This is a genomic window from Mycobacterium sp. 852002-51152_SCH6134967 (assembly GCF_001667105.1).
In the GTDB taxonomy this organism is placed as follows: domain Bacteria; phylum Actinomycetota; class Actinomycetes; order Mycobacteriales; family Mycobacteriaceae; genus Mycobacterium; species Mycobacterium neumannii_A.
In genome coordinates this window covers 95,209-109,532 of the sequence record NZ_LZIK01000060.1, presented here as the reverse complement: position 1 = coordinate 109,532, position 14,324 = coordinate 95,209, and the positions used below count along the sequence as shown (strand labels likewise).

15 protein-coding genes, 1 tRNA gene and 1 other RNA gene are annotated in these 14,324 nt (G+C 66.7%); 7 read left to right on the top strand and 10 right to left on the bottom strand.

The window, feature by feature from the left end; genetic code table 11:
* Positions 1-3 precede the first annotated feature (3 nt).
* Positions 4-98: signal recognition particle sRNA small type (ffs, locus tag A5790_RS17490), an RNA gene on the bottom strand.
* A 68-nt stretch (positions 99-166) separates the two neighbouring features.
* Here ffs and A5790_RS17485 point away from each other — a divergent pair.
* From A5790_RS17485 to A5790_RS17475, 3 genes are all read left to right on the top strand, one after another.
* Positions 167-252 (top strand) — tRNA-Ser (locus tag A5790_RS17485).
* Positions 253-337: 85 nt separating this feature from the next.
* Positions 338-1,120, top strand: a complete 783-nt coding sequence (locus tag A5790_RS17480) for a hypothetical protein (protein ID WP_066846874.1) — start codon at positions 338-340, stop codon at positions 1,118-1,120.
* A gap of 28 nt (positions 1,121-1,148) precedes the next feature.
* Positions 1,149-2,165 (top strand): S1C family serine protease, encoded by a 1,017-nt coding sequence (locus A5790_RS17475; protein ID WP_066846872.1) that lies wholly within the window; start codon positions 1,149-1,151, stop codon positions 2,163-2,165.
* On the opposite strand, the gene A5790_RS17470 is transcribed toward A5790_RS17475, so the two are convergent.
* Positions 2,162-2,815 carry a TetR/AcrR family transcriptional regulator C-terminal domain-containing protein gene (locus A5790_RS17470; protein ID WP_066846867.1) on the bottom strand — a complete coding sequence of 218 codons (654 nt, stop codon included), beginning with the start codon at positions 2,813-2,815 and terminating at the stop codon, positions 2,162-2,164. The genes A5790_RS17475 and A5790_RS17470 overlap by 4 nt on opposite strands.
* A gap of 88 nt (positions 2,816-2,903) precedes the next feature.
* On the opposite strand from A5790_RS17470, the gene A5790_RS17465 reads away from it, so the two are divergent.
* On the top strand, positions 2,904-3,971 hold the full coding sequence (locus A5790_RS17465) for a dihydrodipicolinate reductase (protein WP_066847202.1): 1,068 nt from the start codon (positions 2,904-2,906) through the stop codon (positions 3,969-3,971).
* A gap of 4 nt (positions 3,972-3,975) precedes the next feature.
* Here A5790_RS17465 and A5790_RS17460 read toward each other — a convergent pair whose 3' ends face one another.
* Complete coding sequence (locus A5790_RS17460; protein ID WP_066810295.1) at positions 3,976-4,431, bottom strand: hypothetical protein; 456 nt, start codon at positions 4,429-4,431, stop codon at positions 3,976-3,978.
* 62 nt (positions 4,432-4,493) lie between these two features.
* A complete protein-coding gene (locus A5790_RS17455) occupies positions 4,494-5,252 on the bottom strand; it encodes a superoxide dismutase family protein (protein WP_197696820.1) in 759 nt (252 codons plus the stop codon).
* Positions 5,253-5,725: 473 nt separating this feature from the next.
* On the opposite strand from A5790_RS17455, the gene A5790_RS17450 reads away from it, so the two are divergent.
* Positions 5,726-6,673 (top strand): sulfotransferase family protein, encoded by a 948-nt coding sequence (locus tag A5790_RS17450; RefSeq protein WP_231987824.1) that lies wholly within the window; start codon positions 5,726-5,728, stop codon positions 6,671-6,673.
* Between the two features lie 125 nt (positions 6,674-6,798).
* Here the strand turns inward: A5790_RS17450 and ligD are convergent, their stop codons facing one another.
* The 3 genes from ligD to A5790_RS17435 are packed head-to-tail and all read right to left on the bottom strand — an operon-like array spanning position 6,799 to position 9,683.
* Positions 6,799-7,842, bottom strand: coding sequence for a non-homologous end-joining DNA ligase (gene ligD, locus A5790_RS17445; RefSeq protein ID WP_066846863.1), 1,044 nt, complete (start codon positions 7,840-7,842; stop codon positions 6,799-6,801).
* Between the two features lies 1 nt (position 7,843).
* On the bottom strand, positions 7,844-8,896 hold the full coding sequence (locus A5790_RS17440; protein ID WP_066846860.1) for an ATP-dependent DNA ligase: 1,053 nt from the start codon (positions 8,894-8,896) through the stop codon (positions 7,844-7,846).
* Between the two features lie 37 nt (positions 8,897-8,933).
* A complete protein-coding gene (locus A5790_RS17435; protein ID WP_231987823.1) occupies positions 8,934-9,683 on the bottom strand; it encodes a DUF899 domain-containing protein in 750 nt (249 codons plus the stop codon).
* 76 nt (positions 9,684-9,759) lie between these two features.
* On the opposite strand from A5790_RS17435, the gene A5790_RS17430 reads away from it, so the two are divergent.
* A complete protein-coding gene (locus tag A5790_RS17430; protein WP_066846857.1) occupies positions 9,760-10,824 on the top strand; it encodes an ATP-dependent DNA ligase in 1,065 nt (354 codons plus the stop codon).
* 57 nt (positions 10,825-10,881) lie between these two features.
* Positions 10,882-11,307, top strand: a complete 426-nt coding sequence (locus tag A5790_RS17425; RefSeq protein WP_066846854.1) for a hypothetical protein — start codon at positions 10,882-10,884, stop codon at positions 11,305-11,307.
* Positions 11,308-11,319: 12 nt separating this feature from the next.
* Here the strand turns inward: A5790_RS17425 and A5790_RS17420 are convergent, their stop codons facing one another.
* The 3 genes from A5790_RS17420 to A5790_RS17410 are packed head-to-tail and all read right to left on the bottom strand — an operon-like array spanning position 11,320 to position 14,257.
* Positions 11,320-11,838 carry a DUF3830 family protein gene (locus tag A5790_RS17420; RefSeq protein ID WP_066846851.1) on the bottom strand — a complete coding sequence of 173 codons (519 nt, stop codon included), beginning with the start codon at positions 11,836-11,838 and terminating at the stop codon, positions 11,320-11,322.
* Positions 11,835-13,238, bottom strand: a complete 1,404-nt coding sequence (locus A5790_RS17415) for an amidase (RefSeq protein ID WP_066846848.1) — start codon at positions 13,236-13,238, stop codon at positions 11,835-11,837. Before A5790_RS17415 ends, A5790_RS17420 begins: the two co-directional genes overlap by 4 nt.
* On the bottom strand, positions 13,235-14,257 hold the full coding sequence (locus A5790_RS17410) for a D-2-hydroxyacid dehydrogenase (protein WP_066847193.1): 1,023 nt from the start codon (positions 14,255-14,257) through the stop codon (positions 13,235-13,237). The genes A5790_RS17415 and A5790_RS17410 overlap by 4 nt, the downstream gene beginning before the upstream one ends.
* Positions 14,258-14,324 lie beyond the last annotated feature (67 nt).

Genomic DNA, 14,324 nt, shown 5'->3' with positions numbered 1-14,324 from the left:
AAAAGAAGGGGACCCCGCGCACCCGCCAGAGCCCATTGACCCTTGCTGCCTTCCGGCCCTGGGGGAGTTCACAGGATGGACGCCGCGCGGGGTCCACGGCGAGTCTAATACCCGAGCCGGTCGCATCCGGATCGGCTCTGGTCTGAGGTCGGCTACCATGGCCCGCGGAGGATTCGCCTAGTGGCCTATGGCGCTCGCCTGGAACGCGGGTTGGGTTAATAGCCCTCGCGGGTTCAAATCCCGCATCCTCCGCACTCGGCCCGGGGTGCGGCGTGTCGGCGGTTTCGACGGTCAGGCCCGGTCGCACCCCGGGGCCAAACAATCGTCTAGGAGGAGAATGAGCCGCACTCTCGCGGTGACCTGGCACGCGTTGTTCAGCGTCGTAGCCGGTGTTCTGTACTTCTTCTTCGTCCTGCCGCGCTGGTATGAGCTCTCCGGTGAGATTCCGCACACTTTCGGCACCGTGATGCGCATCGTGTGCGGCGCGTTGATCGGGCTCGCCGCGCTGCCGGTGGTGTTCACCCTGCTGCGGACTCGGCGGCCGGAATTCGGCACACCCCAGATGGCGCTGAGGCTGCGGACCGTGTCGATCGCGCTGCATGTGCTGGCCGGCGTGTTGATCATCGGCGCGGCCGTCAGCGAGATCTGGCTGTCACTCGACAGCGCAGGTAGGTGGCTCTTCGGCATCTACGGCGCCGCCGCGGCAATCGGGCTGCTCGGCGTGTTCGCCTTCTACCTCGCTTCAGTCGCCGAGATGCCGCCGCCTCCGCCGAAACCGCTGAAGGTCAAGGAGCCGAAGCAGCGCCGCTCTCGCCGCAAGGGCGCGAAGGACGAGCCAGAGGACCAGGCCGAAGACCGGCCCGAGGCCGTCGACGACGCGGGAGACAAGGCCGAGGTGGCTGACGAGTCCCCCGAGAAGGACGACGCTGAGGAGGTCGAGGCCGCCGAAGACGCCGAGGTCGAGGCGAAGGCCGACGAATCCGAGTCCGCTGCCGAGGAATCCGGGGCCGAGACCGCCGAAGAAGCCGAATCCGACGACGGCAAACTGCGCAATCGCAGACCCGAACCCGCACGTCGTCGCCGTCGGCGCTTGCGCGGGGGCGTCGCGATAGACGATTAGTCGTCTCGGCATCGGGCAATATGGGCCTATGGGCAAAATCCCCTTTCGGCGTCCATTCACGACGCTGCTGATCGCATTGGCCATGGCGTTGGCCGTGGTGGCGCCGGTGTTTCCGGCTGCGGCCGCCCCCGGTGACCCTGTCGCGGCCGCCGCTCAGGTCGAACCGTCCGTGGTCCGGATCGACACCGAGATCGACTATCAGGGCGCATACGGAAACGGCGCCGGATTCGTGATCGATCCCAACGGCCTGGTCCTGACCAACTTCCACGTCGTGTCGGGCGCGGACCGGATCACCGCGAGCGTCGGAGGCCGGTCCTACCCGGCTGAGCTGCTCGGCTACAACCGCAAGCGTGACATCGCGGTGTTGCAGCTGATCGGCGGGATCGGCCTGCCGGTCGCCCCGATCGGTGATTCCGCGCTCCTGGCGGCCGGTGAGCCCGTCGTCGCGCTCGGCAACGCCAACGGGACGAACGGACCGCTGACCCGCGAGGTCGGCACGATCACCGCATTCGGCCGGACCGTGAACGCCGAGGACTCACTGACCGGCAGCAAGGACGAACTCGCGGGTCTCTTCGAGTTCGCCGCACCGGTCGTCGCGGGCGACTCGGGCGGCCCGGTGGTCAACGGTGCCGGTCAGGTCGTCGGCATCACCACCGCGGCTTCGGTGAACTTCCGGTTCGGCCCGGGCGGCGAGGGCTTCGCGATTCCGATCAACGACGCATTGCCGATCGCCAACCAGATCCGGTCCCGCGCACCATCTGCCGACGTGCACATCGGCCCGCCGGTGCTGCTCGGGGTCGGGGTGCGTTCGGCGCAACGCGGCCCGGGCGTGCAGATCGCCGACGTGCTGCGCGGTGGGCCCGCCGACCGGGCGGGTCTCGCCCCCGGCGACGTGCTCGTCGTGCTCGACGGCGTCCCGTTGGATTCGGCGACGACACTGACCTACGTGCTGGACCGCCACTATCCCGGCGACGTGGTCGACCTGACCTGGGTCGATCGCGGCGGGCTGGAACGGACCGCCAAAGCCACCCTGACGCCCCTCTAATCGAGGAGTCGTTCTAGGCCGGCGATGAGCACCTCGAGTTCGAAGTCGAACTGGTGCTCGGCGTCGTGGCGCTGGGATTCGGCCGAGGCGAGCACGGCGCGCAGCGCCGGATAGGTGTCTTCCGGTTCCCACTCCAGGGCCGCCGACGTCTCGGCACGGTGCCGGTGCATCCCCGACGGCGTCTGCGCCGCGCTGCTGTGGGCCGCCGACTGCGCGATGTTCGACGCCGCGGTCAACCCGTACCGGGCGGTGTCGGGCGTGAAGCCGGCGGTGAGCAGGGCGTCGAGCACTCGGTCGGCGAGCGCCAACGCCGCGACGGCGCCGATACCCCGTAACCGGGTGAAGTCCGTGGCCGCGCCGACCTGCGTCAGCCCGTTGCGAAACGCGACGGTGTAGGCGCGCAGAATCGCCCGCCAGTCATCGCCGTCCGGCAACTCGACGCTGGTGAGCTCGCGTTCGAACAGGTCGGTCACCACCAGCGTCAGCAGGCCCTCCCGATCGCCGACGTAGTAGTGCAGGGCCTTGCGGCTGACTCCGAGAGCATCAGCGACCGCCTGCATCGTCAAGTCCGCACTCGCCGCGTCCCTGGCCGCCGCGACGATCTGGTCGCGGCTGATCCGGGGTGGGCGACCCCTCGTCCGGCCGCTCATCACGATCAGACTAGGGCCTCACGAGGCAATTTTTCGCCGCTCGGTAAAAACATCCGCGCGAAGCGCCGGGCTTTCCTATGCTGTGCGGGTGCCAAACACTCCCTATCGCGTCGTGCAGTGGACCACCGGCAACGTCGGCAAGAGCTCGGTCCAGGCGATCGCCACGAACCCGAACTATGAACTCGTCGGCCTCTATGCGTGGTCGCAGGACAAGGCCGGCCAGGATGCCGGAGAACTCGCCGGCATCGCGTCCCTCGGCGTGAAGGCCACCAACGACGTCGACGCCCTGCTCGCCTTGAAGCCCGACGTCGTGGTCTACAACCCGATGTGGATCGACGTCGACGAACTGGTCCGCATCCTCGAAGCCGGCGTCAACGTCGTGTCGTCGGCATCCTTCATCACCGGACATAACCTCGGTGACGAACGCGACAGGCTCGAAGAGGCATGCAAGCGCGGCGGTTCGACACTCTTCGGGTCCGGGATCAGCCCCGGCTTCGCGGAACTGCTCGCCATCGTGGCCGCAACGGGCTGCGACCGGGTCGACAAGATCACCATCGCCGAGTCCGCCGACACCACGCTTTACGACTCCCCCGACACCGAGCGGCCTGTCGGCTTCGGTACCGCGATCGACGATCCGAACCTGCAGCCGATGGCCTCCAAAGGCACCGCGGTGTTCGCCGAGGCGGTCCGGCTGGTCGCCGACTCGATCGGTGTCGAGCTCGACGAGATCAAGTGTGTGTCCGAATACGCCCAGACCACAGAGGATCTGGTGATGGCGTCATGGACGATCCCAGCGGGCCACGTCGCGGGGGTGTACGCCAGTTGGCAGGGAATCGTCGACGGCAAGACGGTGGTCGACATCAACGTCCGGTGGAAGAAGGGCCAGACGCTGGATCCGGACTGGCAGATGGACGCCGAGGGCTGGAAGATCACGATCGACGGCCGGCCGACGGTCACCATGCAGGTCGGCTTCCTGCCCCCGCAGGACATGATCGAGAACGCCAAGTCGATCGAGGACTTCTTCGTGCTCGGTCACATCATGACCGCGATGCCCCCGATCCACGCGATTCCCGCGGTCGTGGCGGCGCCTCCCGGCATCGCCACGTACAACGACCTGCCCCTGCCGCAGGCGCGCGGGGTCGGGCCGCGGCGGTAACGGCTCAGCCGTCTACCTGCAGGACGTTCGCCTTGAGCTGGGCCGACGGCGGACCTTCCAGGACGACGTCCTGCAGAATCTGGGCCTGCCCGTTCTCCACGGTGAACTCACCCTTCTGCGGTGCGTTACCGCCGACCACCTCGTAGAAGACGGTGAACGGGGTCTTCGGGAGAGGATGCATGCCAATGTATTTCGGCTCGATCGAATACTTGTAGAAGCATCCGGGCGCTCCGGGTGCGCAGTGCTGGTCGGTGACGACGACGTTGATCGTGAACTCGAACGGCGTCGGGACCTTAGGCGGCGGGGCCTGTGTCGCACGCTGCGCTGAGGCAGCTTGTGTCTGCTTGGCCTCCTTGACCGATCCGAGGACCATCACCGCTGCCACTCCGACACCACTGCCCACGAGGGCGAACAGTGCCAGGCCCGCCAGCCATCTACGAACGGTCGTCGAAACGCGCATGCGAACAGCAGACCCGGTTCAGGGGCCGATCGGCGGTATTTCGGCGTGCCGAGCGAGTCGTGTCAGCCCCCGGGCGGTGGTGCCACCGTGGTGGTTGTCGGTGAGGGGGTCTCGGTCACGGTGACGGTGTTCGTCTCGGTCGGCGGCGTCGTGGTGGCCGGAGACTCGGCCGGCGGCGTGGTCGTGGCCGGTGTTTCCGTGACCGTGGTGGTCGGCGGTGGAGGCGCAACCGCGGTCGTGGTGACGACGGTCGTCTGCGTCTCGACGGAAGTGGTTCCGGCGGTTCCCGGGCTGAGGACACCGCACGCGATCCGCCGATCGGCGGCGGCCGGGTCCTCCATGATTGCGCTCTCGTGCAGCACGATCGAGGACCCCTGTGGGGTCGTGAGTTGCTCCTCGGTGAACGCGTCGCTGGTCGCGACGAGCTTGCCCGCACCGTTGGACCGCACCAGCAGGGGCGGTAGATCGCCGCTGGCGGGCATGCCCGTGTGGCCGGGCGCCTGGAAGTGCTCGCCCGCGGATGCAAACCCGTCACCGGCCTCGCAGACACCGATTTGGTGGATGTGCATGCTGTGGAAGCCCGGCGACAGGATGCCGTCCTCGACGGTTTCGACGGTCACCGTGGCGTACCCGTCGGAGAAGTCGATGCTGGCATCGGCGACGTGCCTGCCGTCGACCGTATTGATCTGGGTGGTCAACCCCTGGGCGCTGGCCGAGTCCGTGGTCGTCGTCGTGGTGGTGGCTGAATCGTCGGACGCTTGATTGGCACAGCCGACCGCAACCGCGAGGACACCCAAGGCAACACTGACTTGTTTGATCATGAACACCCCGTACCCGTGTGACGCGCCACACAAACCGCGAATTCAGCCCTCATCGGGTCGTCCTCTTCTCACCCGCAGGTTTGGCGGCGGCGGTCGACCTGAACCAGGTTGCCGGCGGTGCAATCTCCTGCACACCTGCGACGAGATCGTGAATCTGCCGGTACAGGTCAGTGGTCGCCCGGGTGGTCAGTTGTGCCGCGACATCAAAGTCGAAGTTGTTGATCGGAGAGTTGCTGCCGGGAACGCCTGCGGCACCGCGCTGGCTGGTCTCAGCGCCTCTGTTGAAAGTCGAGTGGCACTCTGCAAACCAGGCGGAGGACGTTCAGGTGGACAGCCGCCGAGCGGATCGCTGCCTCGTTCGATAAGGCGTCCTCAACCACGTTGGCGGGAAAGGTTATTGACGCTTCCGTCGCCTTGGACTCAGCATCGGCGTGCCCGCCGCATATCCTTCACAACGCAACTATCGTCAAGGGGTGGACTGCGCCGAAAGTAGGAAGAGAGAACGCTTTGAGGGGGAATCCCTGGTGAATGACCGTACCGCCGTGCTCGTGCTGGGCATGGCCCGATCCGGAACTTCCGCCGTCACTCGAGTGCTCTCGCTGTGTGGGGCCACGCTGCCCTCCGACCTAGTGCCGCCCGACAAACACAATCCGAATGGCTACTGGGAGTCGCGGCGCGTCCTCAACACCAACGAACGCATCCTGCGGCACCACCGTATCGCGTTCCACGATCCCGCCCCCGACGAGATTGCCGCTTCCGCGTGGGCCGTCAACTCTGTTCGCCGTTACTTGAAATCAATACAGCCACAACCTCTGCCGGTGATCAAGGACCCGCAAATTATCACCCTGACGAAGGTGTGGGAGGAAGGGGCCACAAAGGCCGGCTACACCCCAGTGGCGGTGATCCCGATTCGTCATCCCCAACCAGTCATCGCCTCGATCCGTAATGTAGACATCAGACCGTCTGCGGAATTGGCCGCGGCGTTGTGGTTGAAGAACACCCTGCTCGCGGAACGCAACACCCGCGGTATGCCGCGAGTGTTCGTGGACTATCACAACCTACTCAAAGACTGGCGCCGCGAAGTGAAGCGTGTCGCGCACAAGTTGCAGATCGATCTGGATGCCAACAGTGCCGTGGACGAATTCCTCACTTCTCGGCCTGCCAACGGACAGATGCCGAGGTTGTTCGGTACCGATTGGATCAACACCGTTTATGAGGTGTTGTGCGCCGCCGCCCTTGACGAACCCGTCGACCATGAAACTCTCGATGAAGTGTTCGAGGCGTACCGGGTATGCGAGCATGACATGCGGACCGCTTTGGCCGATGCGCGGCGCATCACAGCGGTGCAGCGGTTCTTCCCTCCAACTGTCATGGACCTCGGACGCAAGGTGGCTGCGCTGCTGCACAAGGTCCGGAACTGAAGAAGCGCCCCAGACATCACGCGGACAACATTGGGGCACAGAAGGGTTTGTAATCGGGTGCTGAACGCCGCCCACTATGCAGGCGGCACGCATGGCTGCGAGTACACGGGGTTCGCAGTGGCGATCTACACCCTATTTCCGTCGTCGTCCCAGTTGGCCGCGACCATCTTGCTGGGCTGCACGCGCGGCGGTTCCCCCGGCATCTTCGGGTAACTCGGCGGGTACGGCAGATCGCCCAGCCCGCGCTCCTCGTCGGCCTTGACCATGTCCAGCAGCTTCTTGATCGACTGCGGCTTGCGATCGATGTCGGCCCACGGATCCGGCCGTCCCGCAACGAAATCGGGCACGGATGAGATCGTGTAGTCGTCGGGGTCGGCGTCGCGAAGCTCGTCCCAGGTCAATGGAGTGGACACGGTGGCGACGGGGGTCTTGCGCGCCGAGTACGGCGAAGCGAACGTTCGGTCCCTCGCATTCTGGTTGTAGTCGATGAAGATGCGCTTACCTCGCTCTTCCTTCCACCACGAGGTGGTCACCGCGTCGGGCGCCCGGCGTTCGACCTCGCGGGCCAGCGCGATTCCCGCACGACGGACGTCGATGAAGTCCCAATCGGTCTTGATCCGGAGGAAGACATGCACACCGCGCCCGCCCGACGTCTTCGGATAACCGATCAAACCCAACTCGTCGAGCAGCGGTTTGAGCACATCGACCGCGACGGAGCTGGCGTCGGCGAACCCCGTTCCCGGCTGCGGGTCCAAGTCGATGCGCAGTTCGTCGGGATGCTCGGTGTCGGGGCACCTCACCTGCCACGGGTGCAGGGTGATCGAGCCCATCTGGGCCGCCCATGCGATCGCCGACGCGTGGGTGACCTTCAACGCGTCGGCGGTGCGCCCGGATGGAAAGGTGACGGTGCAGGTTTCGAGGTAGTCGGGATGCTTTTGCGGTACCCGCTTCTGGTAGATCTCCTCGCCGTCGATGCCGTCGGGAAAGCGTTGCAGGTGCACTGGCCGGTCGCGCAGCAGCGCGACCATCGGTTCGGCGACAGACAGGTAGTAGTCGAAGAGCTTGCCCTTGGTGCCGTCCTTGCCCAGCTTCGGGAAGTACACCTTGTCGCGGTTGGTCAGCCGCACCTTCGTGCCGTCGACGTCGACTTCCTCTGCGGCTTTGGGCATCTCAGGACTCCAGTACGTCGTAGAGATCGAAGGTGAGCGGAACGTCGAGCTGGTCGAAGGTGCAGCTCTTCGGGTCGCGGTCGGGCCGCCAGCGCCGGAACTTCACCGCGTGCCGGAAGCGTTGGGCGGCCCCGCCGTTTCCTTCCATCTGGTCGTAGGCGACCTCGCAGACCTTCTCCGGCCGGATGGGGACCCAGCGCTTGTCGGCGGCCGAGTTCCAGCGGCTTGGGTCGCCTTCGCGCATCTCGTCGCCCTCACGAAGTGGCTCCAGCTCGGCCAACAGCTTGATCCGGTCCTTGGCCGTGAAAGCCGCTGCGCCACCGACCATCTGCAGTTCTCCGTCGTCGCGGTACAGGCCGAGCAGGATGGAGCCGATACCCTCGCCGCTCTTGTGGATGCGATAACCCATCGCCACACAATCGGCGTCACGGGCGTGTTTGACCTTCACCATCTCCCGCTTGCCCGGTAGATAGGGCCCGTCGAGCCGTTTGACGATCACGCCATCGAGGCCGGCCCCCTCGAACTCCTCGAGCCACTGCGCGCCGAGTTCGGGGTCTTCGGTGGTGCGGGTGACGTGACACCACTGCTTCTCGTTCACCGCGTCGCGCAGTGCTTCGCGGCGAACCCGGAAGGGTTGCTTCATCAGCGACTCATCACCGGCGGCCAGCGCGTCGAAGCCGATGAAGTGGGCGGGCGTCTGCTCCGACAGCATTTTGATGCGGCTGGCGGCGGGGTGGATGCGCTGGCTCAGCGACTCCCAATCGAGGCGGGTGCGGCCACCGAACTCGCGGGGGACGACGATCTCGCCGTCCAGCACACACCGCGGTGCCAGCTCGTCACGGACGGCCTCGACGACGTCGGGGAAATACCGGCCAAGGTCCTTACCGCTACGGGACAGCAATACGACCTTGTCACCGTCGCGGAAGACCAGGGCACGGAAACCGTCCCACTTCGGCTCGTACGACCACATCCCGGCTTCGGGCGGGACCTTCGCCTGGGCCTTGGCAAGCATCGGCTCCAGCGGCGGCAGCACGGGGAGGTCCACCTGGCCCATTATTGCGTCCACGGCGAGATCCACGGGTGTTGGCGGATTAATTGGCGGGCCGCCGCGCTGCTATCCGACCGTAGGCATCGTGGAGGCGCCACCAGTCGTACGGGGGACCCTGCGGTCGCCCGGGCGGGACATCCTGCCAGTGTTCTTGTCGTCCAAGAGGCGTGATGTCCAGGAACGACCAGACCGGCCCTATCTCCTCGATGCCGCGTCCGTTGACGAAGTACGTGCGGTAGGCACGGTCGCCGTCGCGGATGAAGACGTTGAGGCCGAACAACTCCTCGACGCCGAAGTCCCGAGAGAATTCGTCTCCGACGAGAGTGAAGAACGAGAGCCGTTGCCAGCCCATCCGCGCTTTGAGCTCGGCGATGCGCTCCAGCGGAGCGGCCGTGACAAACACCAGGGTGGTGTCACGTGCGGCGAGGTGCGCCGGGTGCACCACGGTGTCTGCGAACAGCGAGCAGCCCGAGCATGCGCCATCGGGCCAGTTCTCGACATCGGGGGCGTAGAAGAAGCGGTATACGATCAGCTGCCGCCGTCCGGCGAACAAGCCCAAGAGGTCGACTTCGCCGTCGGTTCCCGCGAAGCGGTAGTCCGCGCGCACCTCAGTCATGGGCATCCGCCGGCGCTGTGCGGCGAGCCGGTCCCGCTCCTTCATCAACGCCTTCTCTTCGGCCAGCAGACCTTGACGGGCCGCCTGCCATTCGTCGTGCGAGACGATGTCGGGCACCGCGATATCGGACTGCTCCATCGATGGTGCCGGGATAGCCGGGCCTTCCTGCTTCGCCATATCGGGGTCCATACCCATGTAGACCGCCCGTACTCGGCAATGTCATCGTCAGGTCATGGATTGCGACAATGGCGTCATGGAGCTGCCCGTGATGCCGCCGGTGTCGCCGATGCTGGCGAAATCGGTGGTGTCGATCCCGCCGGACGCGTCGTACGAACCGAAATGGGACGGCTTCCGGTCGATCTGCTTTCGCGACGGCGACGAGGTGGAACTCGGCAGCCGCAACGAGCGGCCGCTGACCCGCTACTTTCCCGAACTGGTGAAGGCCGCCACAGCTGAGCTACCCGAACGGTGCGTCATCGACGGCGAGATCATCGTCGCCTCCGGCGGTGGGCTCGACTTCGAAGCGCTGCAGCAGCGCATCCACCCCGCCGACTCACGGGTCCGGATGCTGGCCGAGAAGACGCCTGCGTCCTTCATCGCCTTCGACCTGCTCGCACTCGACGACATCGATTACACGCAGCGGCCTTTCGGCGAACGCCGCGCCGCGCTCGTGGACGCTCTCGCCGACGCCGGACCGAAATTCCACGTCACTCCGGTGACGACGGACCTCGCGACGGCGCAACGCTGGTTCGACGAGTTCGAGGGTGCCGGCCTCGACGGCGTCATCGCGAAGCCGTTGTCGCTGACCTATCAACCGGACAAGCGCGTGATGTTCAAGATCAAGCATCAACGGACCGCGGACTGCGTCGTCGCCGGCTACCGCCTCCACAAGTCCGGTGACGATGCCATCGGGTCGCTGCTTCTCGGGCTGTACAAGGACGACGGCATGTTGGCGTCCGTCGGCGTGATCGGCGCGTTCCCGATGGCCCGCCGTCGCGAACTCTTCACCGAATTGCAGCCGCTGGTAACCACGTTCGACAACCATCCGTGGAATTGGGCGGCGCACATGGTCGGTGAGCGGACCCCACGCCGCAACGAGGGATCACGCTGGAATGCCGGCAAGGACCTCTCGTTCGTACCGCTGCGGCCCGAGCGGGTGGTCGAGGTGCGCTACGACCACATGGAAGGTGAACGGTTCCGCCACACCGCGCAGTTCAACCGCTGGCGCCCCGACCGCGATCCACGGTCGTGCACGTACGACCAACTCGAGCAGCCGGTCACCTTCTTGCTGGGCGACATCGTCCCCGGCCTCGACTGACCGGAAACTTTCGCCATCTCGGCGATGCCCGTGCGCCTAACGTGTGATGCTGCCTGGATGGCGATCACACGCGCGACGGCGGCGGCGGCGATGCTCATCGGTGCCGCGATCGGATCGGCGGGACCGGCATGGGCGGACGGGCGGCTCGAAGGTGAGTACCGGCTGGTCAACGGGGCGACCTCGAATACGTGGTCGATCACCACGCAGTGCAACTCCGAAGGTTACTGCGGTGGAACGATTTCGAGCTCAACCGGGCTGATCGCGCAGATCAGCAGGCAGGGCGACGGCCCGTGGACCGTCGAACGCCACGACGTCTTCAACGCACGTCCGTGCGCCGACGGCAGCACCGGCCCGGCCGATGTGACCTATGAGTTCGATCCGGCGACCTTGGCGGGCAACCTTCGCTACAGCTGGAAATCCGGGACGTGCAACGACCCCAATCCCGGTCAGAGCGAACAACCGATCAGCCTTCAACCGATCTAGCCAGTCGGCGCGTCAATCCTGCGCCGCGCGTTGGAAACTGAGGGTTTCGCCGCGCACGCCACCCATCCACAGGTCCTGGCAGGCCTCGGCCATCTCGTCGAGCCCTTCGATGACCGCTCCGAACACGTTGCCCGGGACCCAGCCCTGGTCGCCGTTGATCAGCAGGTTGTTGCGGCCGTAGAACAGCGCCAGGTCGACGATCGCGCCGGTGGTGCCGGTGCCGGTGGTGTTCTCGTAGCCGTAGGCGGGGTTGCCCAGTTGATCGGAGTCGAAGGAGAACCAGCACAGGTCACCGGGGATCGGCGTGACTGTGGTGTTCTCCCTGCCCGGGTCCTTGGCCGCGAATCCCGGTAGCAGCGTGTAGATCTCGTTGCGGGCATACTTGCCGTGGAACACCTGTGACGAAAGCACGCGCCCGTCAGATAAGGCGTCCCACACCGCCGCGCAGGTGCGTGGCGCCGCGTCGTCGAGCATGCGGGCAACGCAGCTGACGCCGCGCTTGTCGAGGGACACGGTGATCAGCCTGCTCATCGAACTCCTTGTGTCGTCAACGCCGGCGTGCGCCGGTGCCAGTCGGTGGCCATCTCGTGGGCGCGGCCCACCCGCAGCACCACCGCATCCGCGTGCCGGGGGCCGACGATCTGCAACCCGATCGGCAGGCCCGCCGCAGTGAATCCGCACGGCACGCTCAACGCCGGTTGCTGAGTCATGTTGAACGGGTAGGTGTATGGCGTCCAACTCGCCCAGTAGTGAGACCGCCAGCCATCGGGCACGTCGCGACCGATGCTGAACGCAGGCAGCGGAAGCGTCGGCGTGACCAGCACGTCGTAGGTTTCGTGGAACCGGCCCATCGTCTGTCCCAGTTGCATGCGCACGGCCGTCGCGTCGAGGTAGTCCGACGCCGAGAACGACGCACCCACCGCAGCTATCCGGCGCAACCCCGCATCCACCCGGTCGTCGACCGCTTCGCCGTACGCCTCCAACACCTTTGCCGCGCCGGCGAACCACAGCACGTGGAAGGCCTCGATCGGGTCGCGGAACCCGGGGTCGACCTCCTCGACCCGGGCACCCGCATCGGCCAGCACCGCCGCCGCGGCCCGCACGGCGGCTTCGACCTCCGGATCGTTGCGCACGTAGCCGAGCCGCGGCGAGAACGCCACCCGCAGGCCCGCGACGCCGTCGTCGAGCCCGGTCAGGAACGACTCACGTGGCGTCGGCATCGCCGACCAGTCCCGGGCATCGAATCCGGTGATCACATCCATCAGCGCGGCGGTGTCGACGACCGTCCGCGTCATCGGGCCCGGGTGCGCCAGCGTGCCGAACGGGCTCGGCGGATAGTGGGGTATCAGGCCGTAGGTCGGCTTGAGCGCGACGGTTCCGGTGAACGCCGCCGGAATCCGCACCGATCCCCCCGCATCGGTGCCGACCGACCACACCCCCATGCCGAGGCCGACCGCCGCGGCGCTGCCGCCGCTCGAACCGCCCGCCGTCTTGGTGGGATCCCACGGATTGCCGGTCACACCGTATCGGGGCGAGTCGGTGACGCCTTTCCACGAGTACTCCGGTGTCGTGGTCTTGCCGAGCAGGACGGCTCCGGTCTCCCGAAGTCGCGCCGTGCAGGGCGCGTCCTCGTTCCACGGTCCCGGCTCGTCGATGAGCCAGCTACCCCGAAGCGTCGGCCATCCCCTGGTCCACAGCGCGTCCTTGATCGACGTCGGCACGCCGTCCCCGGGCCCGAGCGGCTGCCCGGCGTGCCAGCGTGCCTCCGAGGCCCGTGCCGCGGCCAACGCCCCCTCGGGGTCGACGAGCACGAAGGCGTTGACCGCGCCGTCGTACGCGTCGATCGCGGCCAACGCCTCCTGCGTGGCCTCGACCGGAGAGACGGTTTTGGCGCGGTAGCCCTGGACCAGTTCGGCGGCGGTCGGGATCATCGCGGGCCCCGCGTCGCCGCGCTTGCGGCTCCGCCCGGTACGTAGCCGAGTTTTTTGTCCACCACGTTCATTAATGGCTCGCCGGCCAGCCAGCGCTGCGCGTTGTCCACGAATTGCTCGGCCAGGGCTTCGCGCCAACCCACCACGTCCCCGGCCATGTGTGCGGTGATCGTCACGTTAGGAGCGTCCCACAGCGGATGGTCGGGCGGCAGCGGTTCGGTGTCGAACACGTCCAGCGTCGCACCACCAATCCGGTTGTCGCGCAACGCCGAAAGCAACGCCGACTCCGCCACCAACGGACCGCGGCCGATGTTGACAAGATGGGCGTCGGGCTTCATCGCCGACAGCACCGAGGCGTCCACCATGCCGCGCGTCGCGTTCGTCAGCGGCGCGGCGAGCACCAGGTGATCGCACCAGCCGACCTCGTCGGCCAAGCTCGCACTGGCCACCACGACACCGAAGTCGGGGTCGTCCGTCGTTGCGACGCGGCCCGCCCCGCGCACCTGCATGCCCACCGCGCGCAGGAGCCGCGCGATCTCGCGCCCGATGCTTCCGGTGCCGACGACGAGCGCGCGGGCCCGCGCGATGGCACGGGTCTCGCGGTGTTGCCATCGGTGCTCGCGCTGCAGGGCGAAGCTGGTGCGGCTGTCCTTGGCGTGGGCGAGCACCGCGCCGAGCACGTACTCGGCGATCGGGCGGTCGAACACGCCGCGGGCGTTGGTCACCACCACGTCGGAGGCGCGCAGTTCGTCGAACAGCAGCGTGTCGACGCCCGCCGCGGTGACGTGGATCCACTCCAGCTCGCCGGCGTCGTGCCACGCGTCGCGCACCGCGGTCGAGAAGAAGTCCCAGAGCAGCAGCGCGCGGGCGCCGCGAACCGCGTCGGCGAGGTCGTCGGCGGTGCAGTAGCGCAAGTGGACATCGAGTTCGTCGAGGCCCGGTGGGCGGTCAGTGGGCTTCTTGCACAGGACAGCGACGACTGGTCGGGTGGAATCACTTCTGACCTGCGACGACGGCATATTTTGCACGATCTCGCGGGGGCCTGACACGACCCGAGGCTAGGGACACGCCGTAGGATTGTCAACA

Excerpts from the sequence above, each read along its gene's own strand:
- A5790_RS17480 (WP_066846874.1), top strand. The coding sequence starts at position 338 with ATGAGCCGCACTCTCGCGGTGACCTGGCACGCGTTGTTCAGCGTCGTA.
- A5790_RS17475 (WP_066846872.1), top strand. The coding sequence starts at position 1,149 with ATGGGCAAAATCCCCTTTCGGCGTCCATTCACGACGCTGCTGATCGCA.
- A5790_RS17470 (WP_066846867.1), bottom strand. The coding sequence starts at position 2,815 with ATGAGCGGCCGGACGAGGGGTCGCCCACCCCGGATCAGCCGCGACCAG.
- A5790_RS17460 (WP_066810295.1), bottom strand. The coding sequence starts at position 4,431 with ATGCGCGTTTCGACGACCGTTCGTAGATGGCTGGCGGGCCTGGCACTG.
- A5790_RS17455 (WP_197696820.1), bottom strand. The coding sequence starts at position 5,252 with ATGATCAAACAAGTCAGTGTTGCCTTGGGTGTCCTCGCGGTTGCGGTC.
- ligD (WP_066846863.1), bottom strand. The coding sequence starts at position 7,842 with ATGCCCAAAGCCGCAGAGGAAGTCGACGTCGACGGCACGAAGGTGCGG.
- A5790_RS17440 (WP_066846860.1), bottom strand. The coding sequence starts at position 8,896 with ATGGGCCAGGTGGACCTCCCCGTGCTGCCGCCGCTGGAGCCGATGCTT.
- A5790_RS17435 (WP_231987823.1), bottom strand. The coding sequence starts at position 9,683 with ATGGCGAAGCAGGAAGGCCCGGCTATCCCGGCACCATCGATGGAGCAG.
- A5790_RS17430 (WP_066846857.1), top strand. The coding sequence starts at position 9,760 with ATGGAGCTGCCCGTGATGCCGCCGGTGTCGCCGATGCTGGCGAAATCG.
- A5790_RS17425 (WP_066846854.1), top strand. The coding sequence starts at position 10,882 with ATGGCGATCACACGCGCGACGGCGGCGGCGGCGATGCTCATCGGTGCC.
- A5790_RS17420 (WP_066846851.1), bottom strand. The coding sequence starts at position 11,838 with ATGAGCAGGCTGATCACCGTGTCCCTCGACAAGCGCGGCGTCAGCTGC.
- A5790_RS17415 (WP_066846848.1), bottom strand. The coding sequence starts at position 13,238 with ATGATCCCGACCGCCGCCGAACTGGTCCAGGGCTACCGCGCCAAAACC.
- A5790_RS17410 (WP_066847193.1), bottom strand. The coding sequence starts at position 14,257 with ATGCCGTCGTCGCAGGTCAGAAGTGATTCCACCCGACCAGTCGTCGCT.